Source organism: Sphingobium sp. TB-6, from assembly GCF_012927365.1.
Lineage (GTDB): Bacteria > Pseudomonadota > Alphaproteobacteria > Sphingomonadales > Sphingomonadaceae > Sphingobium.
The window spans coordinates 227,941-252,992 of sequence record NZ_JABBGL010000007.1 but is presented as its reverse complement, the minus strand read 5'-3'; the positions used below and the strand labels follow the sequence as shown (position 1 = coordinate 252,992).

General features: G+C 63.2%; 24 protein-coding genes and 1 pseudogene. 8 read left to right on the top strand and 17 right to left on the bottom strand.

Annotation, left to right across the window (positions count from 1 at the left end):
* The 8 genes from HHL26_RS12380 to rpsL form a co-directional block, all read right to left on the bottom strand.
* Positions 1-318, bottom strand: coding sequence for a 50S ribosomal protein L23 (locus tag HHL26_RS12380; RefSeq protein WP_066560542.1), 318 nt, complete (start codon positions 316-318; stop codon positions 1-3).
* Entirely contained in the window at positions 311-934 is a 624-nt protein-coding gene (gene rplD, locus HHL26_RS12375) for a 50S ribosomal protein L4 (protein WP_066560544.1), read from the bottom strand. The genes HHL26_RS12380 and rplD overlap by 8 nt, the downstream gene beginning before the upstream one ends.
* Before the next feature lie 3 nt (positions 935-937).
* The gene (gene rplC / locus HHL26_RS12370; protein WP_066560547.1) at positions 938-1,693 is read right to left on the bottom strand and encodes a 50S ribosomal protein L3; all 756 of its coding nucleotides are present in this window, start codon (positions 1,691-1,693) and stop codon (positions 938-940) included.
* A gap of 275 nt (positions 1,694-1,968) precedes the next feature.
* A complete protein-coding gene (gene rpsJ, locus HHL26_RS12365) occupies positions 1,969-2,277 on the bottom strand; it encodes a 30S ribosomal protein S10 (RefSeq protein WP_007686587.1) in 309 nt (102 codons plus the stop codon).
* Between the two features lie 208 nt (positions 2,278-2,485).
* Complete coding sequence (gene tuf, locus HHL26_RS12360) at positions 2,486-3,676, bottom strand: elongation factor Tu (RefSeq protein WP_066560553.1); 1,191 nt, start codon at positions 3,674-3,676, stop codon at positions 2,486-2,488.
* 137 nt (positions 3,677-3,813) lie between these two features.
* Positions 3,814-5,907, bottom strand: a complete 2,094-nt coding sequence (gene fusA, locus HHL26_RS12355; protein WP_066560554.1) for an elongation factor G — start codon at positions 5,905-5,907, stop codon at positions 3,814-3,816.
* A gap of 152 nt (positions 5,908-6,059) precedes the next feature.
* On the bottom strand, positions 6,060-6,530 hold the full coding sequence (gene rpsG / locus HHL26_RS12350; protein WP_066560556.1) for a 30S ribosomal protein S7: 471 nt from the start codon (positions 6,528-6,530) through the stop codon (positions 6,060-6,062).
* 13 nt (positions 6,531-6,543) lie between these two features.
* Positions 6,544-6,915 carry a 30S ribosomal protein S12 gene (gene rpsL / locus HHL26_RS12345; RefSeq protein WP_007686591.1) on the bottom strand — a complete coding sequence of 124 codons (372 nt, stop codon included), beginning with the start codon at positions 6,913-6,915 and terminating at the stop codon, positions 6,544-6,546.
* Positions 6,916-7,275: 360 nt separating this feature from the next.
* Between rpsL and HHL26_RS12340 the strand changes: the two genes are divergently transcribed.
* The 3 genes from HHL26_RS12340 (at position 7,276) to HHL26_RS12330 (ending at position 11,296) form a co-directional block, all read left to right on the top strand.
* Entirely contained in the window at positions 7,276-9,588 is a 2,313-nt protein-coding gene (locus HHL26_RS12340; protein ID WP_206377443.1) for an EAL domain-containing protein, read from the top strand.
* 195 nt (positions 9,589-9,783) lie between these two features.
* Positions 9,784-10,929: a M23 family metallopeptidase gene (locus HHL26_RS12335; RefSeq protein WP_082748947.1), complete on the top strand. Its 1,146-nt coding sequence runs from the start codon at positions 9,784-9,786 to the stop codon at positions 10,927-10,929.
* On the top strand, positions 10,910-11,296 hold the full coding sequence (locus HHL26_RS12330) for a polymer-forming cytoskeletal protein (protein ID WP_082748717.1): 387 nt from the start codon (positions 10,910-10,912) through the stop codon (positions 11,294-11,296). Before HHL26_RS12335 ends, HHL26_RS12330 begins: the two co-directional genes overlap by 20 nt.
* A gap of 118 nt (positions 11,297-11,414) precedes the next feature.
* Here the strand turns inward: HHL26_RS12330 and infC are convergent, their stop codons facing one another.
* Together infC and thrS are read right to left on the bottom strand one after the other, a co-directional pair.
* A complete protein-coding gene (infC, locus tag HHL26_RS12325) occupies positions 11,415-11,948 on the bottom strand; it encodes a translation initiation factor IF-3 (protein WP_013847538.1) in 534 nt (177 codons plus the stop codon).
* 127 nt (positions 11,949-12,075) lie between these two features.
* Positions 12,076-14,058, bottom strand: coding sequence for a threonine--tRNA ligase (gene thrS, locus HHL26_RS12320; RefSeq protein ID WP_066560569.1), 1,983 nt, complete (start codon positions 14,056-14,058; stop codon positions 12,076-12,078).
* Between the two features lie 174 nt (positions 14,059-14,232).
* On the opposite strand from thrS, the pseudogene HHL26_RS12315 reads away from it, so the two are divergent.
* The 3 genes and pseudogenes from HHL26_RS12315 (at position 14,233) to HHL26_RS12305 (ending at position 16,947) form a co-directional block, all read left to right on the top strand.
* Positions 14,233-14,668, top strand: a pseudogene (locus HHL26_RS12315) (biopolymer transporter ExbD).
* Positions 14,669-14,779: 111 nt separating this feature from the next.
* The gene (locus HHL26_RS12310) at positions 14,780-15,865 is read left to right on the top strand and encodes a YjgN family protein (protein WP_066560572.1); all 1,086 of its coding nucleotides are present in this window, start codon (positions 14,780-14,782) and stop codon (positions 15,863-15,865) included.
* A 5-nt stretch (positions 15,866-15,870) separates the two neighbouring features.
* Positions 15,871-16,947, top strand: a complete 1,077-nt coding sequence (locus tag HHL26_RS12305; protein ID WP_169576126.1) for a M48 family metallopeptidase — start codon at positions 15,871-15,873, stop codon at positions 16,945-16,947.
* Between the two features lie 162 nt (positions 16,948-17,109).
* Here the strand turns inward: HHL26_RS12305 and HHL26_RS12300 are convergent, their stop codons facing one another.
* The 6 genes from HHL26_RS12300 to pabB all read right to left on the bottom strand — a co-directional run bounded on the left by HHL26_RS12300 (position 17,110) and on the right by pabB (position 22,621).
* Positions 17,110-18,228, bottom strand: a complete 1,119-nt coding sequence (locus HHL26_RS12300) for a zinc-binding dehydrogenase (RefSeq protein WP_169576125.1) — start codon at positions 18,226-18,228, stop codon at positions 17,110-17,112.
* A gap of 12 nt (positions 18,229-18,240) precedes the next feature.
* Positions 18,241-18,912: a peptide-methionine (S)-S-oxide reductase MsrA gene (msrA, locus tag HHL26_RS12295; protein WP_066560583.1), complete on the bottom strand. Its 672-nt coding sequence runs from the start codon at positions 18,910-18,912 to the stop codon at positions 18,241-18,243.
* Positions 18,899-19,066: a hypothetical protein gene (locus HHL26_RS12290; protein ID WP_169576124.1), complete on the bottom strand. Its 168-nt coding sequence runs from the start codon at positions 19,064-19,066 to the stop codon at positions 18,899-18,901. The genes msrA and HHL26_RS12290 overlap by 14 nt, the downstream gene beginning before the upstream one ends.
* A gap of 285 nt (positions 19,067-19,351) precedes the next feature.
* Entirely contained in the window at positions 19,352-20,554 is a 1,203-nt protein-coding gene (locus HHL26_RS12285; RefSeq protein WP_066560588.1) for a pyridoxal phosphate-dependent aminotransferase, read from the bottom strand.
* A 183-nt stretch (positions 20,555-20,737) separates the two neighbouring features.
* A complete protein-coding gene (locus HHL26_RS12280; protein ID WP_066560590.1) occupies positions 20,738-21,361 on the bottom strand; it encodes an aminotransferase class IV in 624 nt (207 codons plus the stop codon).
* 84 nt (positions 21,362-21,445) lie between these two features.
* A complete protein-coding gene (gene pabB / locus HHL26_RS12275) occupies positions 21,446-22,621 on the bottom strand; it encodes an aminodeoxychorismate synthase component I (RefSeq protein WP_066560593.1) in 1,176 nt (391 codons plus the stop codon).
* Between the two features lie 95 nt (positions 22,622-22,716).
* Here pabB and HHL26_RS12270 point away from each other — a divergent pair, with 95 nt between their 5' ends.
* Positions 22,717-23,100: a DUF983 domain-containing protein gene (locus HHL26_RS12270; RefSeq protein ID WP_066562053.1), complete on the top strand. Its 384-nt coding sequence runs from the start codon at positions 22,717-22,719 to the stop codon at positions 23,098-23,100.
* A 29-nt stretch (positions 23,101-23,129) separates the two neighbouring features.
* On the opposite strand, the gene HHL26_RS12265 is transcribed toward HHL26_RS12270, so the two are convergent.
* A complete protein-coding gene (locus tag HHL26_RS12265; RefSeq protein ID WP_066560595.1) occupies positions 23,130-23,567 on the bottom strand; it encodes a thioesterase family protein in 438 nt (145 codons plus the stop codon).
* A gap of 215 nt (positions 23,568-23,782) precedes the next feature.
* Here HHL26_RS12265 and HHL26_RS12260 point away from each other — a divergent pair, with 215 nt between their 5' ends.
* Complete coding sequence (locus HHL26_RS12260) at positions 23,783-25,015, top strand: YceI family protein (protein ID WP_066560597.1); 1,233 nt, start codon at positions 23,783-23,785, stop codon at positions 25,013-25,015.
* Positions 25,016-25,052: the final 37 nt, after the last annotated feature.

The following is a 25,052-nucleotide window of genomic DNA, read 5'->3' as shown; positions in this document are numbered from 1 at the left end:
TCAGCGCACTCCTTCGGTGATGTCGATCGATTGGCCATCAGCCAGGCGAACGATCGCCTTCTTCACGTCCGAGCGGGTGTAGGGCTTGCCCTTCCACTTCTTGGTCTTGCCCTTGGCGACCAGCGTGTTCACGCTCTTGACGCTCACCCCCCAGATCGCCTCGACGGCGGCCTTGATCTCCGGCTTGGACGCGTCATTGGCGACCTTGAAGACCACGGCGTTGTTCTCGGAGAGAAGGGTCGACTTCTCGGTGATCACCGGCGCGACAACGACGTCATAATGACGGTTGTCCACGGTCGCGGCTTCTTTCTTAGCCATTGAAACGGGCCTCCAGCTTTTCGACCGCGGCGCGGGTCAGCACCAGCGAGTCGGCCTTCAGGATGTCGTAAACGTTGGCGCCGACGGCCGGCAGCAGGTTCACGCCGATGATGTTGGCCGAAGCCTTCGCGAAGCTGACATTCACCGCGTCGCCGTCGATGAACAGCGCCTTGTTGAGGTTCAGCTTGGCAAGGTGCGCGACCAGAGCCTTGGTCTTGCCTTCCGCCACATCGAGATTGTCGAGAACGATCAGCGAACCGCTCTTAACCTTCGACGACAGGGCCATTTTCAGGCCGAGCGCACGAACCTTCTTGTTGAGGTCGTGACCGAAGGTGCGGGCGCGGGCGCCGTGAGCCTTACCACCGCCGATAAAGACGGGAGCGCGGCGATCGCCGTGACGAGCCGTACCGCCGCCCTTCTGGCGACCGAACTTCTTGCCGGTGCGGGCAACGTCCGAACGCTCACGGGTGGCGCGGGTCGGAGCCCGGCGCTTTTCGAGCTGCCAGGTGACGACGCGGTGCAGAATGTCGGTGCGGGGCTCGATACCGAACACGGCATCGTTCAGCTCCACATCACCAGCGGTCTGCGCGTCGAGGGTCTGTACCTTGACCTTCATGGATTAGCCCTCCTGGCCTTCGGTCGCTTCGGGAGCAGCCGCTTCAGGAGCAGGCGTCTCAGCCGGAGCAGAGTTGCTGTTGGCGGCAGCCTTGAGGCTCGCCGGATAGGGCGCATCAGCCGGACGCTTCACCTTGACGGCGTCGCTGACAGTCAGCCAGGTACCCTTGGCGCCCGGAACGCTGCCCTTGACGAACAGCAGGCCGCGCTCGACGTCCGTGCGGACGATTTCGAGATTCTGCTGGGTCCGTTCGCGATCACCCATGTGACCCGCCATCTTCTTGTTCTTGAAGACGCGGCCCGGATCCTGACGGTTACCGGTCGAACCATGGGCACGGTGGCTGATGGACACGCCGTGGGTGGCGCGCATGCCGCCGAAGCCCCAGCGCTTCATGGCGCCGGCAAAACCCTTACCCTGGGTGTGACCGGCAACGTCGACCAACTGGCCGGCAATGAAGTGATCGGCCGCGATCTCGGCGCCGACATCGAGGAGCGCATCCTCGGCGACACGGAATTCGACCAGACGCGCCTTCGGCTCCACTTCCGCCTTGGCGAAGTGGCCGCGCTGCGGCTTGGCGACATTCTTGACCTTCGCGACGCCCGCACCGAGCTGAACCGCGACATAACCGTCACGATCGACTTCCTTGCGGGCCACGACCTGATTGCCCTCAAGGGCCAGAACCGTAACCGGAATATGACGTCCATCCTCCTGGAACAGACGGGTCATCCCGACTTTCTTAGCGATCACGCCTGTGCGCATCACTGATTACTCCCATAGAGGCCCGCCTTAGCAGCGGGCGTATCCAACGAAAAAACCGCTCAGGATCTCTCCTTCGCGGCCCAACCCAAATATTAGATCACCCCGTCCGGGTTGGATGCCACCCCCTGCTCGGGAATAGCGACGGGGGACCAGAACCACGCGCCTTTCCGGTTCACCGGAAGGGCCGTGCGGTATCCCTTGTGTCGTTTGAGCTTCCGGATCTCCGGAATGCCCGATACCCTGTCCTCCTTTCGGAAAGCAGGGACTTGTTGGCTTTAGGCCAACTTGATTTCGACGTTCACGCCGGCAGCCAGGTCCAGCTTCATCAGCGCGTCGACCGTCTGCGGCGTCGGCTGCACAATGTCAAGCATGCGCTTGTAGGTGCGGACCTCGAACTGCTCGCGCGACTTCTTGTCGATGTGCGGACCACGGTTGACCGTGAACTTTTCGATGCGCGTCGGAAGGGGAATCGGACCGCGAATAAGGGCGCCGGTGCGGCGGGCGGTGTCGGCGATGTCGCCGGTCGCCTGATCAAGCACGCGATGATCGAACGCCTTGAGGCGAATGCGGATGTTGCTGTCCATTGTTCCTGTACCGATGCGAAAGAGCCAAAAACTTAGAGCATTTTCAAAAATCAGCCGGAGCAGCCAATGACTTGTGAAAATGCGCCAACAAAAATTTACCGCCCCGTTTCTGGCCCTTCTAGCTCATAGGAGCCGGAGAAAGGCGATCCGGGGCGGTTAAAATCCTCAGCGGCGCGAATCAGACGATTCGCGCCGCTGCGGTCCTATATTACTTCGAGATCGTGCCGACAACCCCTGCGCCGACGGTCCGGCCGCCTTCGCGGATCGCGAAGCGCAGACCCTGGTCCATCGCGATCGGAGCGATCAGCTTGACGCCGAGCTTCACATTGTCGCCCGGCATGACCATCTCGGTGCCCTCGGGCAGGATCACTTCGCCGGTCACGTCGGTGGTGCGGAAGTAGAACTGCGGACGATAGTTCGCAAAGAACGGGGTGTGACGGCCGCCTTCTTCCTTCGACAAAACGTAGACTTCGGCGTCGAACTCGGTGTGCGGGGTGATGGTGCCGGGCTTGGCCAGAACCTGACCGCGCTCGACTTCTTCACGGCCCACGCCACGGATCAGCGCACCGATATTGTCGCCCGCCCGACCTTCGTCGAGCAGCTTGCGGAACATTTCGACGCCGGTGACGGTGGTCTTGCGGGTGTCCTTGATGCCGACGATTTCGACTTCTTCACCAACCTTGACGATGCCGGTTTCGACACGGCCGGTCACGACGGTGCCGCGGCCCGAGATCGAGAACACGTCTTCGATCGGCATCAGGAAGGGCTTGTCGATCGGACGCTCCGGCTGCGGGATGAAGGTGTCGACCGCTTCCATCAGCTTCAGAACGGCCTGCTTGCCGATTTCGTCGTTCGTGCCGTCCAGCGCCTTCACGGCCGAGCCGGGGATGACGGGGATGTTGTCGCCGTCGAAGTCGTAAGACGACAGCAGCTCGCGGATTTCCAGCTCGACGAGCTCAAGGATTTCCGGATCGTCAACGAGGTCGACCTTGTTCATGAATACGACGAGCTGCGGCACGCCGACCTGGCGGGCGAGCAGGATGTGCTCGCGGGTCTGCGGCATCGGGCCGTCGGTGGCCGAAACGACGAGGATGGCGCCGTCCATCTGGGCCGCACCGGTGATCATGTTCTTGACGTAGTCGGCGTGACCCGGGCAGTCGACGTGCGCGTAGTGACGGGCTTCGGTCTCATATTCGACGTGGGCGGTCGAAATGGTGATGCCGCGCTCGCGCTCTTCGGGAGCCTTGTCGATGTTGGCATAGTCAACGAAGGTCGCGCCGCCGGTTTCAGCGAGCACCTTGGTGATCGCTGCGGTCAGCGAGGTCTTGCCATGGTCGACGTGACCGATGGTGCCGATGTTGCAGTGCGGCTTGGTCCGCTCAAACTTAGCCTTAGCCATTTTATCCTACCTTCTAATCAAATCAGCTTTTGTCTGACCGCTCGGCCGCGCCTCGCGAAGGCGCGTCCATAGCAGCAAATTCACAGATTACCAGCCCCTAACCGAGCCGTTTGCACGGCCCGGCCAGAGAAAAATCATCAGGCCATCTTCGCCTTGACTTCGTCCGCCACATTCTGCGGCACTTCGTCATAGTGCGAGAAGATCATCGAATAGTTCGCGCGCCCCTGGGTGAAGGAACGCAGCGAGTTCACATAGCCGAACATGTTGGCCAGCGGGACCATCGCCTCGACGACCTGCGCGTTGCCGCGGGTGTCGGTGCCCTGGATCTGACCGCGACGGCTGTTCATGTCGCCAATGACGTCGCCCAGATATTCTTCCGGGGTGACGACTTCGACCTTCATGACCGGCTCGAGCAACGTGATACCTGCCTTCTGCGCCGCTTCACGCATCGCCGCGCGACCGGTGATTTCGAACGCCAACGCCGACGAGTCGACGTCATGATAGGCGCCGTCATACAGGTTGATTTCGAAGTCGATGATCGGGAAGCCGATCAGCGAGCCGGTGGCCGCGGTTTCGCGCATGCCCTTTTCGATCGCGGGGATATATTCCTTGGGAATATTGCCGCCCTTGATCTCGTCCTTGAAGATGATGCCCGCGCCGCGTTCGCCCGGCGTCAGCTTCACCTTGATGCGGCCGAACTGGCCGGTGCCGCCCGACTGCTTCTTGTGGGTATAGTCGACGTCGACGGCCTTCTTGAGATATTCGCGATAGGCCACCTGCGGCGCGCCGACATTCGCCTCGACCTTGAACTCGCGCTTCATGCGGTCGACCAGGATTTCAAGGTGGAGTTCGCCCATGCCCTTGATGATGGTCTGGCCCGATTCGTGATCGGTCGTGACGCGGAAGGACGGATCTTCGGCGGCCAGGCGGTTGAGCGCGACGCCCATCTTTTCCTGGTCGGCCTTGGTCTTGGGCTCCACCGACAGCTCGATCACCGGCTCGGGGAATTCCATCCGCTCCAGAATGATCGGCTGGCGCTCCGCGCAAAGCGTATCGCCGGTGGTGGTTTCCTTCATGCCGGCCAGCGCGACGATGTCACCGGCATAGGCGGCATCGATGTCCTCACGCGAATTCGCGTGCATGAGGAGCATACGGCCGATCTTTTCCTTCTTGTCCTTGACCGAGTTCAGATAAGTGCCCTTCGTCAACGTGCCCGAATAGACGCGCAGGAAGGTCAGCGAACCGACGAACGGATCGTTCATGATCTTGAACGCCAGGCCCGAGAAGGGCGCGTCGTCCGCAGTCGCGCGGCTGTCGGGCTGTTCGGTGTCGGGATTGATGCCCTGCACGTCTTCGATGTCGAGCGGCGAAGGCAGATAGTCCACGACCGCGTCGAGCAGCGGCTGCACGCCCTTGTTCTTGAACGCCGAACCGCACAGGACCGGCACGAACGACTGGTTCAGCGTACCCTTGCGGATCAGCTTCTTGAGCGTCGCGGTGTCGGGCAGATTGCCTTCGAGATAGGCTTCCATCGCCTCGTCGTCCTGTTCGACGGCGAGTTCGATCAGCTTTTCGCGATATTCGGCGGCCTTGTCGGCGAGATCGGCCGGAATTTCCTCATAGGAGAATTCCGCGCCCAGATTCTCATCCTTCCAGATGATCGCGCGATTCTCGACCAGATCGACCAGACCCTTGAACTCCGATTCCGCGCCGATGGGCAGATAGAGGACGGCCGGGGTCGCGCCCAGGCGATCGATGATCGTCTGCACGCAATAATAGAAATTGGCGCCGGTGCGGTCGAGCTTGTTGATGAAGCACATCCGCGGCACCTTATACTTGTCCGCCTGGCGCCACACGGTTTCCGACTGCGGCTCAACGCCCGCAACGCCATCGAACGCGGCGACCGCGCCGTCCAGCACGCGCAGCGAACGTTCGACTTCGATGGTGAAGTCGACGTGGCCGGGAGTGTCGATGATGTTCAGGCGATGCTCGGGGCCCTTGCCCTCTTCGGCCTTCCACACGCAGGTCGTCGCAGCCGACGTGATGGTGATGCCACGCTCCTGCTCCTGCTCCATCCAGTCCATGGTGGCGGCGCCGTCATGGACTTCGCCGATCTTGTAGGACTTGCCGGTATAATAAAGGATGCGCTCGGTCGTGGTGGTCTTGCCGGCGTCGATATGCGCCATGATACCGAAATTGCGATAGCGTTCGAGCGGATGGCTGCGGGCCATGATGCTTCTCCGTTGCCGGCACGCCGGCGGTGAGTGAATGAGTCTTGCGGCTGGCCCCTAAACCAATCCGTCCGCCATGGGTAGCCCCACGGCGAACGGACCGATCTTCAAAACCAAAGGAGGGAGCGGACACCGGAGCGCCCGCAAACCCGTTACCAGCGGTAGTGCGAGAAGGCGCGGTTCGCTTCCGCCATGCGGTGCGTGTCTTCGCGCTTCTTGACCGCATTGCCGCGGTTGTTGGCGGCGTCCAACAGCTCACCCGACAGACGGGCGGCCATGGTGGTTTCGCTGCGGTTGCGCGACGCGGTGATCAGCCAGCGGATGGCCAGCGCCTGGGCGCGCTCGGGGCGCACTTCGACGGGAACCTGATAGGTCGCACCACCGACGCGGCGGCTACGGACCTCAATGCCGGGCTTCACATTGTTCAGCGCATCATGGAACATGCCGATCGGGTCCTTCTTGGACTTCGTTTCGACGGTTTCGAGCGCACCGTAAACGATGGACTCGGCGACGGCCTTCTTGCCGTCCTGCATGATGCTGTTCATGAACTTCGACAGCACGATATCACCGAACTTGGGATCGGGCAGGATAACGCGCTTTTCGGGGCGACGACGACGTGACATATTCTAGTCTCCCTTACTTCGGACGCTTCGCGCCGTACTTCGAACGGCTCTGCTTACGGTCCTTGACGCCCTGGGTATCCAGAACGCCGCGCAGCACGTGATAGCGCACACCGGGAAGGTCGCGCACGCGGCCGCCGCGGATCAGCACAACGCTGTGCTCCTGAAGGTTGTGGCCTTCACCCGGAATATAGGTGATGACTTCGCGCTGGTTGACCAGACGCACCTTCGCCACCTTGCGGAGAGCCGAGTTCGGCTTCTTCGGGGTCGTCGTGTAAACACGGGTGCAAACGCCGCGCTTTTGCGGGTTCGCTTCCATTGCAGGGACCTTCGACTTGGTCTTCTGCAGCTCGCGGCCCTTGCGGACCAGCTGGTTGATTGTTGGCATGAAGCCCTTCACCTTTTTCAGTTACTTTACCGCATGCATTCCCGCGTTCTCACCATCCGGAACGACCCGCCTCAAACGAATCGCCTCCAAATAGCAAAGACCCCGGCGGAAACCCGCCCGGAGCCGCAAGAGCACCGGCAATGTTCAGCTCTGATGCCCCCAGAACCGGATTTGGCGCGAACGAATCCGTCCATTCCGGGCCTTTGGGCAGGCGCGCCTATAGCCATGCCGGCCCCATGGGTCAAGGACGAGGCAGAGAGGCGTTGTTCCGCCTCCAGCCCGATATGGTGAAGGTGCCATTAGGAAATTGATAAGAACAGCCAATCTATCCTGACGCGATGCCGCCCTGGACAGGCGCATATGGACAGCGATGTGACCCAGCTTTCGACGATTACCGGCGAATTTCAAAATCCGGACATGGAAGCCGCTTTCCAGGCGGACCGCCTGCCCGAGTCGCAGCGCCATGCCCGAATGTTGTTCCTGCTTTCCGCATTGCTCAACCTGCTGTTCCTGCTGAGCGACTGGCGCTTCGCGGGGACGCCGCATTTCTGGGTCGCCGTGCCCGCCCGCGTCGCTGTCATACTCTGGTCGCTGGCCTGCCTGTCCTTCAGCCGCCATATGGTGAATTTCCGCGCAGTGGAGCGCATCTGCTTCGCCTGGCAGGTGGCGACCGCGATCGGCGTCGCCTTCCTCGTCTCCTCGCGCAGCGACATCGCCATCTTCGTGCTGGTGATGCTGCCGCTGATCTTCTACCTCGTCGTCCCCACCAGCTTTCGCGGCAATGTCGGCGGCGGCCTGGGCTGCGGGGTGGCGCTGCTGATCGGCTATATGGCGCCTGCCCCGCTGTCCCCGACCGCGCCGGGCATGGTCATGGCGGTCCTGATCCTGCATTGCGGCATGTGGATCGCGATCGCGCGCACCAACCGCCTGCAGCGCAAGGCATGGACAGCTAGCCAGATGGCGCAAAACGCCCGCGCCGCGCTTGCCAGCAACGGCGAGACGCTGGAGCGGATGTTCATGAGCGTGCCCATTCCCCTGCTCGTCACCCGGCCGGACGGCACGGTGGTGCGGTTCAACGATGCCGCCGCCCGCGCTTTCGGCACGGAGGACGACATATCGCGCGTCCACATGCTGGGCGAAGGCTCCACCGCCGTTTCGGGAACATGGGGAAGCCTGCGCGACTGCATCGCAAAGGGGCAGGAGATCGACAATTGCGAATGCCGCATCGTCTCCCGCGACAGCGCGGTCCATGACGTCCTGCTTTCCTCCCGCCCGATCGTGATACGCGGCGAGGATTGCATCCTCTCCAGCATCGTCGACATCACCGCCCGCAAGGAGGCCGAGCGCCACCTGGCCCATCTCGCCATGACCGACGCGCTGACCGGCCTTGCCAACCGATCGCACTTCATGGCGACGCTGACCCAGGCGGCCGGCGCCACCAGCCGCACCGGCGGACAGATGGCGGTGGTGCTGATCGACGTCGACGAATTCAAGCGGATCAACGACAGCGCCGGCCATGACGCCGGCGACGCGCTGCTCGGCGCCGTGGCCGATCGGCTGCGCGAAGCCGTGCGCCCCGGCGATCTGGTCGCGCGCATGGGCGGCGACGAATTCGCCGTGCTGCTCACCCGCCTGCGCACGGCAGCGGACCTCGACACCATTCTCGCCCGCATGACCGACCAGCTCCACCGCCCGCTAAGCCACGGCACGCGCGACATAGACTGCCGCGTCTCCATGGGCGTCGCGCTCTTCCCGGAGCATGCCGGCGACATGGCCGACCTTATGAAACATGCCGACATCGCGCTGTATGAGGCGAAGAATGGCGGCCGCGGGCGAGCCTGCCTTTTCGAACCGCATCTGCTCGAACGCTGGCAGCGCGAGGCGCGGATGCTGGAGCGGGCCCGCGACGCGCTGATCCACGCGCCGCCCGCGCCCTGGTATCAGCCCAAGGTCGACCTGACGACGGGCAAGGTCATCGGTTTCGAGGCGCTGCTGCGCTGTGTCAGGCCCGACGGGTCGATCATCATGCCGGGCGAGATCGCCGCCGCCTTCGAACATTCAGAACTGGGCCGCGTCATCACCGAACGCATGCTGACGCAGGTGCTGGCCGATTGCCGCCGCTGGCAGGACGAGGGCTTGGATTTCGGCCATGTCGCGATCAACGTGCCGGGCGTCGAACTGCATGACGGCAGCTTTCCCGACCGGCTGCTGGAGCAGATGGCCGCCGCCGGCGTGCCGCCACACCGGATCGAGCTGGAGGTCACGGAATCGGTGTTCCTTGGCCGCAACGCCGAAGTGGTGGAGCGCAGTCTTCATCGCCTGAGCGCCGCCGGCCTCTCCATCGCGCTCGACGATTTCGGCACCGGCTATGCCTCGCTCTCGCACCTCAAACAATTTCCGATCGACATCATCAAGATCGACCGGCGCTTCATCCACGACGTGGAAACGGACCCCGACGACGCGGCCATCGTGCGCACGGTGCTCAACCTCGCCTACAGCCTGGGCATCCGAACCGTGGCCGAGGGCGTGGAAAATCCGCGCCAGTTGGACTATCTGCGCGCCGGCGGATGCCATTACGGCCAGGGCTTCCATTTCGGCTCCGCCACACCGGCTTGCCATGTGCCCCCTATGCTTGGTTGGAATCCCGCCTACGAAACCCTTGGTCCGGCGTAGAAAAATTTTCGGCGTCCTGGAACCGCAAGGCCGGTTCCACGTTTCAGCCCGTTCATCGTTCGACTCGTCACGAGTCCGCCCTCCCGGATTCGCGCGACTCGCTTCCTTTTGTTAGCGCCCCGTTCACTAAAAAAATACGCGGGGTCGCAATTGTCGCAACAGAGCAAGACGGGGGCAGCCGCCCTCTGGGCCAGGATGACTGCCCAGTGTTCGAAGCTGTGCCCGGAGCGGGAGATTTTCCTGCGCTCGGGCGGCCAGGTGAAGTTCATCCGCATTTCGCGCAAAGCGCAGCTTGTCGCCGCGGGCCTTGTCTCGTCCGCGCTGATCGGTTGGGCAGGCCTCACTCTGTCCATGGCCGCCAGCAGCGCGAGGATCGAGCAGGACCGCGCCGCCCTGACCGCGCAGGGCAAGGCCGTCGCCAGCACCGCCAGCCAGGTCGCAACCTACCGCAAGTCCGTCGACCAGCTCGTCCATGAGCTGGAAGAACGGCAGGATTTCATGGACGACCTCTACCGCACCCATTTCGGCAAGGAGGATGCAGCCCCCGCCCAGGATGTGGTCGGCAAGGCCGATGCCGGGACCAGAGCGCACAAGCTCGACACCAGGATCAGCAGCGCGCCCGAAGCTGCACCGCTGCTCCAGCTCGATGCGCGGCAACGGCGCTTCGCCGCCCTGCTGACCGGCGCGGTCCAGCAGCGCGCCGACAAGGCCGCCGCCGCGATCCGCAGCTTCGGCCTCAATCCCGACAGCCTCGCCCGCAACGCTGCCCGCGCACAGGGCGGCCCCTTCGTCCCGTGGGAAGGGCAGGACGCGATGCCCGGCGAGTTCGAAAAGCTGGCCAAGGCGCTGTCCCGCATGGAATTTCTCGAAGCCAGCCTGCTCGCCATCCCCTCCGGCAAACCGACCGCGACGCCGATGCTGAGCAGCAGCTATGGCTATCGCAGCGATCCGTTCAACGGCCATGCCGCCTTCCATGCGGGCCTCGATTTCCCCGGCAGCATGGGCCAGCCGATCCTGGCCGCCGCATCGGGCAAGGTCAGCTTCGTCGGCCAGCGCAGCGGCTATGGCAATGTGGTGGAGGTCACGCACGGCAATGGCCTGATGACCCGCTACGCCCATCTGTCAGCCTTCGATGCCCGCGTCGGCCAGCCCGTCACGCGGGGCGAAAAGATCGCCCGCATGGGCTCGACCGGCCGCTCCACCGGTCCGCATCTCCATTTCGAGGTGCGCGTGAACGGCAATCCCATCAACCCCCGCCGCTTCCTCGAGGCCCGCAAAGATGTTCTCCAGATCCAGCAAATCGCCACGGCGCGCCTCGCAGATGTCGGCAACCGGGGCTAAGAACACCCCCTTCTCCCTGATCGGCAGCGACGTGACGATCAGCGGCAACCTGACCGCCAGCGTCGACCTGCATATCGACGGCACGGTCGAAGGCGACATAAGCTGCGCCGCCCTGGTGCAGGGGCCGGACAGCCGCATCACCGGCCATGTCGCGGCGCAAAGCGCGCGGCTTGCGGGCCTGGTCGACGGATCGATCACGGCAGAGGAATTGGTGGTGGAAAGCAGCGCCCGCATCACCGGCGACGTGATCTATGACAATATCTCGATCGCACCGGGCAGCCGCATCGAAGGGCGCTTCACGCACAAGCAAAATGGGCCGGTCACTGTGGGCGAACTCAAGCTGATCGCCAACGACAGCGCCGGCTGAGGATTGCCCGGTCCTACGACCGCATTTGGCCAAAACCCGAACTTCCGATCTCAAAAACACATCGGGCGGAGCCTGCATCCAGACTCTGCCCGACAAGCGTAAAACTGAAACCAAAGCCTTATTTCGGCGCCAGCACCATCAGCATCTGGCGGCCTTCCATGCGCGGATAGGCTTCAACCTTGGCGATCTCGCCCACATTTTCCGCCACGCGCTGGAGAAGCTGCATGCCGAGCTGCTGGTGCGACAATTCGCGGCCACGGAAACGAAGGGTAATCTTCACCTTGTCGCCATCGCCAATGAAGTCATGGACCTTCTTCATCTTCGTATCATAGTCATGATCGTCGATGTTCGGACGCATCTTGATCTCTTTGAGTTCCTGCGTCTTCTGGGTCTTGCGGGCGATATTCGCCTTTTTCTGGGCCTCGTACTTATACTTGCCGATGTCGAGGAACTTGCAAACCGGCGGATCGGCGGTGGGCGACACTTCGACCAGGTCCAGGCCCAGTTCGTAAGCGCGCTCCATGGCCTCCTGCGTAAACATCACGCCCAGATTTTCGCCTTCGTCATCGATCACGCGCACCTTGGGCACGGTGATGAACTCATTGTAACGGGGACCGGACTTAGGCGGCGGCGCCATCGGGCGGCGCATCATTGGGGGACGTATAGCAGCTTCTCCTACGGTAGTTGATAGAACGACTCTGGCGGCGCTTTAACGCAAAGCCGAAAGGGTCGGCAAGTCCGCAGTTGCGGATTCACCGACCCCATGTGGCATCGCTGCCTCACTGCATATCGGGTGCTCGGCTCTCTTTTGCAAGACGGGCGATCACATCCTCGATGGAAAGGATACTCTGCCCCTCCTTGCCCAACTCGCGCAGCGCCACCGTGCCCTCATCGGCCTCGCGTCGGCCGACGACCAGCAAATTCGGCACTTTTGCGAGGCTATGCTCACGCACCTTGTAATTGATCTTCTCATTGCGAACGTCGGTTTCCGCCCGGATTCCAGCTGCCCGCAGCTTCTCGACCACTGCCTGCGCATAGCTATCTGCGTCCGACACGATGGTCGCCACCACCGCCTGAACCGGCGCCAGCCAGAGCGGGAATTTGCCCGCATAATGTTCGATCAATATGCCGATGAAGCGCTCATAGGAGCCGAAAATCGCCCGATGGAGCATCACCGGCCGGTGCCGCTCGCCATCTTCGGCCACATAGGAAGCGTCGAGTCGTTCGGGCAACACGCGGTCGGACTGGATGGTGCCCACCTGCCAGGTGCGGCCGATCGCGTCGGTCAGATGCCATTCCAGCTTGGGCGCGTAGAAGGCGCCTTCGCCCGGCAGCTCTTCCCAGCCATATTCCGGCGTGTTCAGCCCCGCCGCCGCAACGGCGTTGCGCAGCTCTTCCTCGGCCTTGTCCCACATTTCCTCAGTGCCGAAGCGCTTGTCTGGGCGAAGCGCCAGCTTGATCGAATAAGTGAAACCGAAATCCTTGTAGATGCGGTCGGCCAGCGCACAGAAGGCGCGGACTTCCTCCACGATCTGGTCTTCGCGGCAGAAGATATGCGCATCATCCTGCGTGAACTGACGCACGCGCATCAGCCCATGCAGCGCGCCATGCGGCTCGTTGCGATGGCAGCAGCCATTTTCGTAGAAACGCAGCGGCAGATCGCGATAGCTTTTGATCCCCTGCTTGAAGATCAGGATGTGCGCCGGACAGTTCATGGGCTTCAAGGCCATCCAGTCGGCATCGTCCGACACCAGCGGGCCTTCGTCGGCAACATTGGGCACTTCGTCGGGGATGACGAACATATTTTCGCGATATTTGCCCCAGTGGCCGGACTGCTCCCATTGGCGCGCGTCCATCACCTGCGGCGTCTTGACCTCGCGATAGCCCGCCGCATCGATAGCGCGGCGCATATAGGCCTCCAGCTCACGCCAGATCAGATAGCCCTTGGGATGCCAGAAGGCCGACCCATGCGCTTCCTGCTGGAGGTGGAACAGGTCCATCTCCGCGCCCAGCTTGCGATGGTCGCGCTTGCCCGCTTCCTCCAACCGCGTCAGGTGGGCGTCGAGTTGCTTCTTGTTGAGCCAGCCGGTGCCATAGACACGCGAAAGCATGGCATTTTTCTGGTCGCCGCGCCAATAGGCGCCGGACACGCGGGTCAGCTTGAACGCCGCCGGATCGAGCTTGCCCGTTGAGGCCAGATGCGGCCCCCGGCACATGTCGAGCCATTCATTGCCCGACCAATAGACCGTCAGTTCCTCGCCTTCGGGCAGTTCGGCGGCCCATTCGGCCTTGAACGTCTCGCCTTCGGCCTTCCAGCGGGCGATCAGCTCCTCGCGCTTCCACACTTCGCGGCGCAGCGGCTTGTCGGCGGCGATGATCTCGCGCATCTTCGCTTCGACAAGCGGGAGGTCTTCCTCGGTGAAAGGGCGGTCCTTCGGCGCGAAATCATAATAAAAGCCATCGTCGGTCGAAGGGCCAAAAGTGATCTGCGTCCCCGGAAACAGCGCCTGCACCGCTTCCGCTAGCACATGCGCGAAGTCATGCCGCGCCAGTTCCAGCGCGTCGGCCTCATCCCGCGACGTCACCAGCGCCAGTTGCGCGTCACCCTCCAGCGGCCGCATGATATCGCGCAGCTCGCCATCGACTCGCGCGGCGATGGCGGCCTTGGCCAGACCCGGCCCGATCGCCGCCGCAATGTCCGCCGGGGTAGTGCCGGGCGCGACTTCACGCACGGAACCATCGGGCAGGGTGATCTTGAGCATGGCGGACACGGGTGGTCTTTCTTTTGGAAGGAGAGATTGCGCGCGGCCCAAAAAGCCGCGCCTTCCCCATAAATGGGCCGCCCGCCCTGTCAATAGAAGCCCTCTTGCCAGCCCGTCCCATTCAAGGCATGTTTCATGTGTTGATATATCATTATTTCAACAGGAGGGATGCAAATGGCTTTGAGCTTCGCAACACCCCAATCGGGCGCAGAGGACAGGCTCCTGTCCGACATGAATAGCACGCCGCTGATCGATGTGATGCTGGTGCTGCTGATCATGTTCATCATCACCATTCCGATCCAGACGCACGCCGTCGGCGTCGACCTGCCGCAAACGCCCAAAGAGCTGCCCCGACTCCCATCGACACCGTCAAGAACAAGGTCGGCATAGACGAGAGCGGCGTCATCCGCTGGAACGGAGCAGCCGTCGACCGGCTCACGCTGCGCCAATATCTCGCCGCTTCGCTCCGCCTGCCCGTGGAGCCGGAACTTCAGTTCCAGCCCGATGCCGCCGCCCGCTACGTCATGGTGGATGAAGTGCTGGCCGACATCCGCCGCGCCGGGTCAAGAAGCTCGGTTTCATCGGCAACGAACGCTACGCCCGCTTCTGACCGGCCAAAGTCGCAAGCATTTCAGCATAATAGCTACCAAAGCGCTCCCGATCCCTCTTGACCGAAAGCCGCGGGCATAGTCTTCTCCTGCCGGGGCTACAGGGGGTTATCATGGATCAGGAACGCATTGGCGGCGACGGCTTCGCCTTTGAGGGGAATTGGCGCGACTATGCGCCGATCGCCTTCTCCAACCTGCTGCTGACGATCGTGACGCTGGGTATCTATCGCTTCTGGGCGACGACGCGGACGCGGCGCTATCTCTGGGCGAACACGCGCTTCATCGACGATCGGCTGGAATGGACCGGCACGGGCAAGGAATTGTTCCTGGGCTTCCTGATGGTGCTGGTATTGATCGGCATTCCCTTCCTCTTCCTGCAATTTGGCGCGCAAGCGCTCATTCTCCAAGGGCATGAGGGCATCGCCGCGATCCTGACGCTCGCAGCCTTTGTGACGATCTTCTACATGGTCGGTCTCGCCCGCTTCCGCGCACTGCGCTATCGCCTGAGCCGCACCTGGTGGCACGGCATTCGCGGCGGCAGCGACGACCAGGGCTTTGGCTACGGCATTTCCTATATGTGGAAGAGCTTTGTCGGCACATTGGCAGCGGGACTGATGATCCCCTGGTCGATGATGTCGCTGTGGAACGAGCGCTGGAACAAGATGAGCTTCGGCCCGCATATGTTCGAGGCAGCGGGCGATCATGGCCCGACCTTCAGGCGCTTCCTGCTTTTCTATCTCTTTCCCATCGTGGCCGTCATCGTCGGCGCCATCCTTGCCTTTGTCGCCATCCCGCTCGACGGCATGCAGCCGGGCGGGAACGCCGGGAAGGTCGCGGGCATGTTCCTGGGCATATTGTTCTTCGTGGTGGCGATCTATGCCGGTCTGGGCCTGATCGCGCTCGCCTTCTATGCCAGCTTCTTCCGGGAAGCGGTGGAGGGTCTGTCGCTCACCGGCCTCAACTTCCATTTCTATGCCCGAACCAAGGACTGGTTCCTGCTGTTCCTGGGCGACATCGCGCTGGTCATCTGCACGCTCGGCATCGGGTCGATCTTCCTGCAATATCGCCACTGGAAGTTCTTCGTGACCCATATGGGCGCGACCGGGACCATCTACACCGACGAACTGACCCAATCGCAGACGAAGACCAGCCGCCATGGCGAAGGCCTGCTCGACGCGCTCGACGTGGGGGCTTTCTGACCGATATGTCGGACTTCCGGCTCTGGCATTATGACGGCGTGACGGCGGTTCGGCGGAGCGTGCTGCTCCGTCCCGCCGGCACGGGCTTCGTGCTGGAGGAGCCGGAAAGCGGCTGGGTCGGCGCGCCGACCGACTGGAGCGATCTGACCGTCATCGGCGCCCAGGGCGACCGCCCGGCCTATGGCCACGGCGCGATTCCCGGCTGGCGCATGGGGTTTTCGGGCGAAGCACCCCCCGGCATCGCCGCGCATCTGCCCAAGGGGGAGCGCTATGGCCGCTGGATCGACCGCTTCGGCCTCTGGCCGGCGGCGGGTGTCTTCACGGCGGTCGCTGCCCTGGTCGTCTGGGGCGCGCTGGAAGCGCCCGGCATCATCGCCCCGCTCGTCCCGCAAAGCTGGGAAAACCGCATGGGCGACTCGATGGTGGGCGATTTCGGCGGCCGCTTCTGTCACACCCCCGCAGGCGACGCCGCGCTCAAGGCTCTGGCGGCGCAGCTTGATCCGCAGCATGAAGCCCGCGAAATCGCGCTCGCCAATATCCCGATGGTGAACGCGGTGACTTTGCCCGGCGGGCGGATCATCCTGTTCGACGGCTTGGTTCAGCAGGCCAAATCCCCCGATGAAGTGGCCGGTGTCCTTGGCCATGAACTGGGTCATGTCCGCCACCGCGACACGATGACGGGGCTTATCCGTCAGCTTGGCCTCAGCGTCGTGCTGGGCGGCGCAGGGGGCAATGCGGGCGGCTATCTGAACGGCGTGCTGTCGCTCAGCTATGGCCGGGGCGCGGAAAGTGCGGCGGACGGCGTCGCCATCGACCGGATGCGGGAGGCGCGGATTTCCCCTGCCGCCACCGCTGCCTTTTTCGAACGCCTCGGCGGCCAGGAGGGTGAAGGGACGGAAACGCAAGCCATGACCTGGCTTTCCTCCCACCCGCTCTCCGCCGCCCGCCGCCGCCGCTTCGCCGCCGCCGTCAAGCCGGGCGCATCCTACCGGCCTGCACTGGACCGGGCGGAATGGCAGGCGCTACGAACCTCCTGCGCGAGCGACCCGAAGGTCGCCAAATTCTGGGGCAAAGCTTTCTAAGGTGGAGGAATGGCCAAAGTTGGTCTTTCCGGACATTTTCGAAGTTCGTCATCCCCGCGAAGGCGGGGATCCATCTCCTGGCCTAACCGCTTGATGCAACGCTAGGAGATGGATTCCCGCCTTCGCGGGAATCACAAAACAGGAAGCGTCCACTCTCCACCCCTATCCGCCATTCGGGACGATCAGATATTTCTCTCCGGTGCGGCGGGCGTTGTAGGTCAGGACCGCGTCCCGGCTGAGCGCTTGCCTGAGGGAGATACGGGCCTTGTAATGGCTGGCGAAGGTGGTGGTGAGGCCGTCGCGGACGCGCTGGCGCAAACGTTCGACCGTTTCGGCGTCGTTCTTTTGCAGGAAGGGGAAGAGCAGCCAGCCGCCGACATTCCACATAAAGCCGAAGCTGCGCGTCAGGACGGTCGAAGACAGGTCCAGCGCGCCGTAGATATAGGCCTGTTTGAGACTGTTCGAGCCATAGCGGCTATAGGGCACATCCTTGACCTGCACCTGCTCCATGGCATGCAGGATCTTGCTGACCAGATTGCCGCCGCCGATCGCGTCGAAGGCAATGGTCGCGCCGGTGGCGGCGATCGCGGTCCGAAGCTGGGCGGGGAAGTCGTCCTTCGAACTGTCGAGCACATGTTCCGCGCCCAGATCCTTCAGAATCGCCACCTGCGCTTCGTTGCGGACGATATTTACCAGCGGAATGCCGTCCTCCTGGCAAATGCGCACCAGCATCTGGCCGAGATTGGAGGCGGCGGCGGTGTGAACGATCGCCCTGTGCCCTTCTCGTTTCATGGTTTCGACGAAGCCAAGCGCAGTCAGCGGGTTGACGAAGGCCGAAGCCCCCTGCTCCGCTGTCACATCGTCGGGCAGGACCATGCAGCCGCCAGCGCCCAAGAGGCGATATTCCGCGAACATGCCGCCCCCGATCAGCGCCACCCTCTTGCCGAGGAGCGCCTGGGCCTGCGGCGCGTCACCTGCCGCGATGACGGTGCCGGCGCCTTCATTGCCGATCGCCATGGGCTGGCCGACTCGCCCGGCCAGCGCGCGGCGGGCGGAATCTGGCATCCGGGCGACAATGCGGCCTTCCTCATAATCGGCATGTTCCACATCGGCGGAGGCGAACAGCAGGCCAAGATCGGAGGGGTTGATCGGTGCCGCTTCCACCCGGACCAGCACTTCATCGCCGTTGGGAGCGGGCAGCGCTTCTTCCGCCAGTTCGACCACCAGGCGGCCGTCTTCCTGCAACGTCGAGAGCAATTTGAGGCCTAGGGTATCGCTCATGAACACTCCGTTTCAGGCTGAGGGACGATCGCTGTAGAGCGTGGGGAACATGGTTTTGAGGGCCGTCAGCTTCGGCATGTCCCAACGCTGAATATAGGGGTGGCGCGGATTCTTGGTCAGGAAATTCTGGTGATAGCTGTCCGCATCTTGGAAACCGGTGAAGCGTTCGATGCGGGTGACGATGGGATCGCGCCAGAGGCCGGATTGGCCGAGTTGGGCAAGATAGGCTCTGGCTGCCTTGTCCTGCTCCGGGGTCAGCGGGAACAGCGCGCTGCGATATTGGGTGCCATGATCCGGACCCTGATAGTTGAGCGTGGTAGGGTCCGCGATCACCGAGAAGAAAACGCGTAGCAACGTGCCGTAGCTGACCATCTTGGGGTCGTAGGTGACACGAACGGACTCGGCAAAGCCCGTATCGCCTTCGCTGACCTGCTCATAATCGACCTTGCGGTCGCGTGGCCCCCCGGCAAAACCGGAGACGGCTAGGTGGACGCCCTTTAGGTGGGAGAAGACGCCTTCCACGCCCCAATAGCAGCCCCCCGCAAAGACGGCGGTTTCGAGCTTGCGGCTGGAAGCGGCGTCAACCACAGGAACCGGAGTGAGGACCGGGCGTTCGGCGCGCAGCGGGGATGCGACGGCCAAAGCCGCCAGAAAAGCAAGGGCTATGCCGTCAGAGCGCCGCATTGTCCGCGGCCGAAGCCGGAGCCGAAGCCGCCATGGCGGAGCCGGTCAGCGGGGGCGCATCGCCATTCGGCTGAAGCACGAAAACGCCGATGGCGCCGATCACAAACCCGCCTAGAAAACGGAGGAACAGGTCTGATTTCAAGAAGGCCACCATGGCGTTCTTCCTTTCGGTCGTCTTGGCCGCCACAAGCGGGCGGCAATGAATGTCGCGCGGCCTAGTCCCGGATGAACACTGCGCTATGGCAGTTTCGACCAACGCTCGATGCGAGACGATGGGTGACGGGCAAAGCCGGTTTCGGTTCGCAACGGGATATAGAGCCCATCGCCCCATCTGCAAGACGGCACGGGGGAAATTTTCCGTTTCCGAAATGGGGGTGATCGGATGCCTGATGTAAGCTGCTCACCCTCCCCTCTCCCACAGAGAGAGGAAAATGGCGCATTATTTGAGGGCGGCGCAGGCTTCCTGGATGCGGGTGCAGGCCTTGGCCAGCACCTCTTCGGAAGTGGCGTAGCTGATGCGGAACGCCGGGGAGAGGCCGAAGGCGGCGCCATGGACGGCAGCGACCTTCGCTTCGTCCAGGAAATAGCCGATCAGCGTTTCGTCGCTGTCGATCAGCTGGCCCTTGGGCGTCACCTTGCCGATCACGCCGCTCGCGTCGGGATAGACATAGAAGGCGCCTTCCGGCGTCGGGCAGTCGAGGCCCGGCGCGTCGTTCAGCATGGCGACGACCATGTCGCGGCGCTTCTTGAAGGCAGCGTTGCGTTCTTCGAGGAAGTCCTGGTCGCCGGTCAATGCGGCGACGGCGGCAGCCTGGCTGATCGAACAAGGGTTGCTGGTCGACTGCGACTGAAGCTTGCCCATCGCCTTGATGATCCATTCCGGGCCACCGGCGAAACCGATGCGCCAGCCGGTCATGGAGAAGGCCTTGGAGCAGCCATTGACGGTCAGCGTGCGGTCGTAGAGGTCGGGGCAGACCTGCGCGATGGTGGCGAAAGGGGTCGGCGCGTACCAGACATGCTCATACATGTCGTCCGTCATCACCAGCACATGCGGATGGCGCAGCAGCACTTCGCCCAGCGCCTTCAACTCGTCGGCCGAATAAGCCGCGCCCGAAGGGTTGGAGGGCGAGTTCAGCATGACCCACTTGGTCTTCGGCGTGATCGCCGCTTCGAGCTGAGCCGCGGTGATCTTGTAGCCCTGACTGGCCGGGCCTTCGATGAAGACCGGGGTGCCCCCCGCGAAGTTCACGATGTCCGGATAGCTGACCCAATAAGGCGCCGGAATGATGACTTCATCGCCCACGTCGACGGTCGCGACCAGCGCGTTGAACAAGGTATGCTTGCCGCCCGAGTTCACGCTGATCTGGCTGCGCTTGTAGATCAGGCCATTGTCGCGCTTGAACTTGAAGGCGACGGCTTCCTTGACGTCGGCGGTGCCGTCGACATCGGTGTAGCGGGTCAGATTGTTGCGAATCGCGGCAATACCCGCCTCTTTGACGAAATCGGGCGTGTCGAAGTCCGGTTCACCGGCAGAGAGGCCAATAACGTCCACGCCTTCGGCTTTGAGGGCATTCACGCGCGCGCTCATCGCCAGAGTGGCGGAGGGCTGGATGCGACCGAGGGCAGCGGAAGTCTGGCTCATTGCAATAGTCTTTCTCTAGAGCGATTTCAAAGCGGGCGGGATAGCCCGCTGGCTTAAGAAATCGCGGCACAATAAAGAATCCCCAAGGCCCGCAATAAGGCGGACGCGAGGCTCCTTAGTGCGCAACGAAAGAAGGGGCAACCGCCAGTTGGCCTCGGCTGGCCGTAACGGCAGATTATGACGTCAGCGCGCCAGCGACGCGGCCACCATGCCACGCGCCGCATTGCCGATGAAGAAGCCATTTTCCAGATCATGCGGTCGCAGATCGGCCTCCACCGCCTCCCCCATTTCGATCAGGCTGCGGCGCAGCACGCCAGGCAGCAGGCCGCGGGAGAGCGGCGGGGTCAGCAGCTTGTCGCCGCGCTCGACGAAGAGGGAGGAGAAGCAACCTTCGGTCAGATAACCCTGTTCGTCCTTCATCACCACTTCATAGGTGCCGCCACGCCGCAATGCGTCGTGGTACAGCGCGCGGTCGGTGGTTTTGTGCATCAGGCGCGGGTCGGCGGCCGGCGCGTTGCGGGGGACGAGCGCCACCTGCATGATCGCCTGCGGCCAAGTGTGATGCTCACGCACCTCGATGGCGACCGAACCGCGGCGGGAGACGAGCAGGCGCAGACGGCTGCGTTCGCGCAGGCGGAAGGTCGCGGCTTGCAGCTCATTGCGCACATCATGGCGGTCGAAGGCAAAGTCGAGGGCGTCCGCGCTGGCCTTCAGCCGTTCCAGATGCAATTCCAGCAATCTGATGCCATCGACCGGATCGAAGGCCATGGTTTCCAGCAGATCGAACCGTCCGTCAGCCAATGCCATGAAAATCCCGCAAACTCCCTGGAGCATTCTGAAATCGGCTGGACCAGCCGACGGCATGCAGAATGCGGACAATAAACACGCCCTTCAAGCCGGTGTGAGGAAGCGCCCCTTGGCCAGACATTCCGCCCATTCGGACGCGACATCCGAATCCGCGACGATGCCCGATCCCAGACCCAGGCGCCCCTCCCTGCTGCCTTCTTCAACACAAATGGTGCGGATGGCAACATTGAAGGCAGCATCGCCCGACGGATCGATCCAGCCCATCGAGCCGGTATAGACACCGCGCGGGAAGGCTTCGACCGCGTCGATAATCTCCATGGCGCGGACCTTGGGCGCGCCGGTGATCGATCCGCAAGGGAAGAGGACGCGCAGCACATCGACCGGCGAAAGGCCCGGCAGCAGGCGGGCGCGGACGGTCGACACCATCTGATGGACGGTGGGATAGGTTTCGACCTTGAACAGGTCGGGCACCGTGACCGTGCCGGCGCGGGAGACGCGCGAAAGATCGTTGCGCAGCAGGTCGACGATCATCAGATTTTCCGCGCGCTGCTTGGCATCCTGTTCCAGCCAGTGGATGAGGTCTGCGTCGCGGGCGAGATCGGGATCGCGGGGGGCGGTGCCCTTCATCGGGCGGGCGGTCAGTTGGCCCCGCACATTGGTGAAGAACAGCTCGGGGGAGAAGGAGAGGATGGCGTGATCGCCAGTGCGGAGCACGCCGCCATAGCCCGCCTGCTGGCGTGGGCGGAGCGCGGCGTAGAGCGCCATGAGATCGCCCGTGAAATGCGCCGCGCAGGGAAAGGTCAGATTGACCTGATAGATGTCGCCGGCACGGATGAAATCCTGAACCTGCGCGAAGGCGGCGTGATAGGCAGCCTCATCGATGAGCGGCTGGAGCCGGTTGACTCTCGCGGCGGTCGGATCGGGCAGGAGGCCGGGCATGGCCCCGGGTTCGATCAGGCGCACGCCTTCGAACAGGCCGAACCAGAGCAGCGGGGTTTTCGGCCGGTCCTCCCTGTGCCGCTCGGCCAGCGGGTGGAGGCGGTTCTCCAGCGCGAGACCCGCTTCATAGGCGATGAAACCGGCTGCATGCAGTCCGGCCTCCGCCGCTTCGGCCAGGCGATCGAGCGCGGGCTGCACCTCCGTCAGGCGGTGCGCGGCGATGACCGACACCGGATCGCGATAGAGGCGCGCGGGCGCAGCACCCCGCGTACGGGCGTCATCGAACAGGACAAAGGTTTCGGTCGGTCCCGGGAGGCGCATGGCCGCTCTCTTAACAGGCTTTGCACCGGGCGGAAGCTCTAACAGGGACACCGCATTGTTGCATGGACCGGGCATTGACCATAGGGAAGGACGCCATGACCCAAGGATTGCCCCGGAATGATGCGGCACGACCGCTGCGGCCAGCGCTGGCGCTTGCCCTGCGGGGCCGCTGCCCGGCCTGCGGCGAAGGCCGGATGTTTGCGCGCTTCCTGAAGCCCAGTCCGGCCTGCGAGGCTTGCGGCCAGGGCTGGGACCAGTCGCGGGCGGACGATTTCCCGGCCTATATCGTCATATTGCTGCTGGGGCACTTGCTCGTGCCGCTGATGATAGAGGTGAATGCGGCGCTGGACATTCCGATGGGACTGCAGGCGCTGCTGTGGCCGGCACTCGCGATCCTGCTGGCGGTGGCGATGATTCAGCCGGCCAAGGCGGCGGTCATCGCCTTCCAATGGAGCCGCCGCATGGACGGCTTCCGCTAAGGCCGCCTCAAAATATCAGCGCGGCAACATCATTCCGGGCGAATGATGAAATTGCGTTCCATCGCTTCACGCAGGCTTTCATCGATGCTGCGGCGTCCTTCGGAACCATGGGTGACGACCGTGGTGTCGGCGGTGGCGACACACACGCCCTTCTGAAAGCCCGCCGAGCTGATCGTCCAGCTCGTGCGGCCGATATGGCCGATCGCGCAATGCACTTCAAACGGATAGGGAAAGTGCGATTCCTCGACGAAATTGAGGTTCACATTGGCGACCAGCCAGCGCACGCCCTGTTCCTGCGGGTGACGGCCCAGATGATGGTGGAAGCGGATGCGGGCCGTTTCGAAAATCCCGGAGATGGCCACATTGTTGACGTGGCCCATCGTGTCGATGTCCTGGAAGCGGGTGTCGATGCTGGTGACGAAACGATAAGCTTCCGGGCGGAGACGCCAGGATTCGGGTTTGGCCATGTCCTGCTTGTCCTATGTCCTGTTTATCCTTTGCTCTTAACCCCTGACGGCCGGGATGCAATCTTCGGGTCGAAATTGGTCGGACTGCGACCTTTATGACACAGGCGCGAAGGCCATCGTTCCGAGCCGGTAACGGATCGTTTCCAGGTGCAGCGATGGACTTCCGCGCAGGTGCAGCATAGCTTTCGCACCGGATTTTCGCGCACGGGGTATTCATGCAACGCTATAGTCGGATTGCCATTTTCCTGCATTGGGCGATCGCTGCCCTGCTGGCCTTCCAGATCGCCGTGGGATGGGCGCTGGAAGATCTGGGCGCGCGCGGATTTGCGCTGTTCCAGCTCCACAAGTCGATCGGCATTTCGATCCTGCTGCTGACCTTGGCGCGGATCGCCGTACGTTATTGGAAGCCGCGTCCGGCGCCGGCCGAGCGCGGCTGGCAGGGCGCGCTGGCAAAGGCAGTGCATGCGAGCCTTTACCTGTTCATGCTGGGCGCGCCGCTGACCGGATGGGCGCTGGTGTCGACTGCCAAGGTGAAAGTGCCGACGCTGATCTTCGGGACCATCCCCCTGCCCCATCTGCCCCTGCCCATGGGGGCGCATGAACTGGCCGAGGGCGGACACAGCCTGATCGCCTGGATCGGCATCGCCTTGTTCGCGCTGCATGTGGCGGGTGCGCTGCGGCATCATTTCCTGATGGGCGACGGGCTGCTGTGGCGGATGATCCCGGCGCGCTCGCCGGTGTTGCTGGCGGCTTTGCCCGCACTGATCGCGGTGGGCTTCGTCCTGGGCCGCGTCGTGCTGCCGGAGCCTGCGCCGCAGGTGGCGGTCGCGCCCGTTACGCTGGCTGCGGTCGAGAAGGAGGCGCCTGCCAATGTCGCTGAGGCGATGGACAATGCGGCCAATGCGGCGGCTCCCGCCGAAGCGGACAATGCGATGGCGGCGGAAGAGCCGGTAGGGCCGCCGCCTTCCTGGGCGGTGCAGCCGGGCGGCACGATCGGCTTTTCCGTCGGGAACAGCGGCGAGACGATCAGCGGCGGCTTTTCCAAATGGACGGCGAAGATCGCGATGGATCCGGACCATCCCGATAGCGCCGACATTCGCGTCGAGATCGATCTGGCGAGCGCCAGCGTGGGCGACAGCTATAAGGACGGAATGCTGGCCGGGGACGAATTTTTCGGCGTGGCGGCCCATCCCAAGGCCGTCTTCACCGCCAAGGGCGCGGAAAAGACGGGGGCGAACAGCTACCGCGCCGCGGGCACGCTGACGCTGAAGGGGGTGAGCAAGCCGCAGAGCATCCGCTTCACCCTGTCGGGCACGGGCAAGGCGCGGAAGGTTTCGGGATCGGCCATCATCGCCCGCGCACCCTTTGGCGTCGGCAATGGCGAGAGCAGCACGGGACTTGATCCCAAGGTGGCGGTCAGCTTCGGCTTCAGTGCGCAGGCGGAATGACCGGCGGATAGATTTACATCCCGACTTCTGCCAAAGC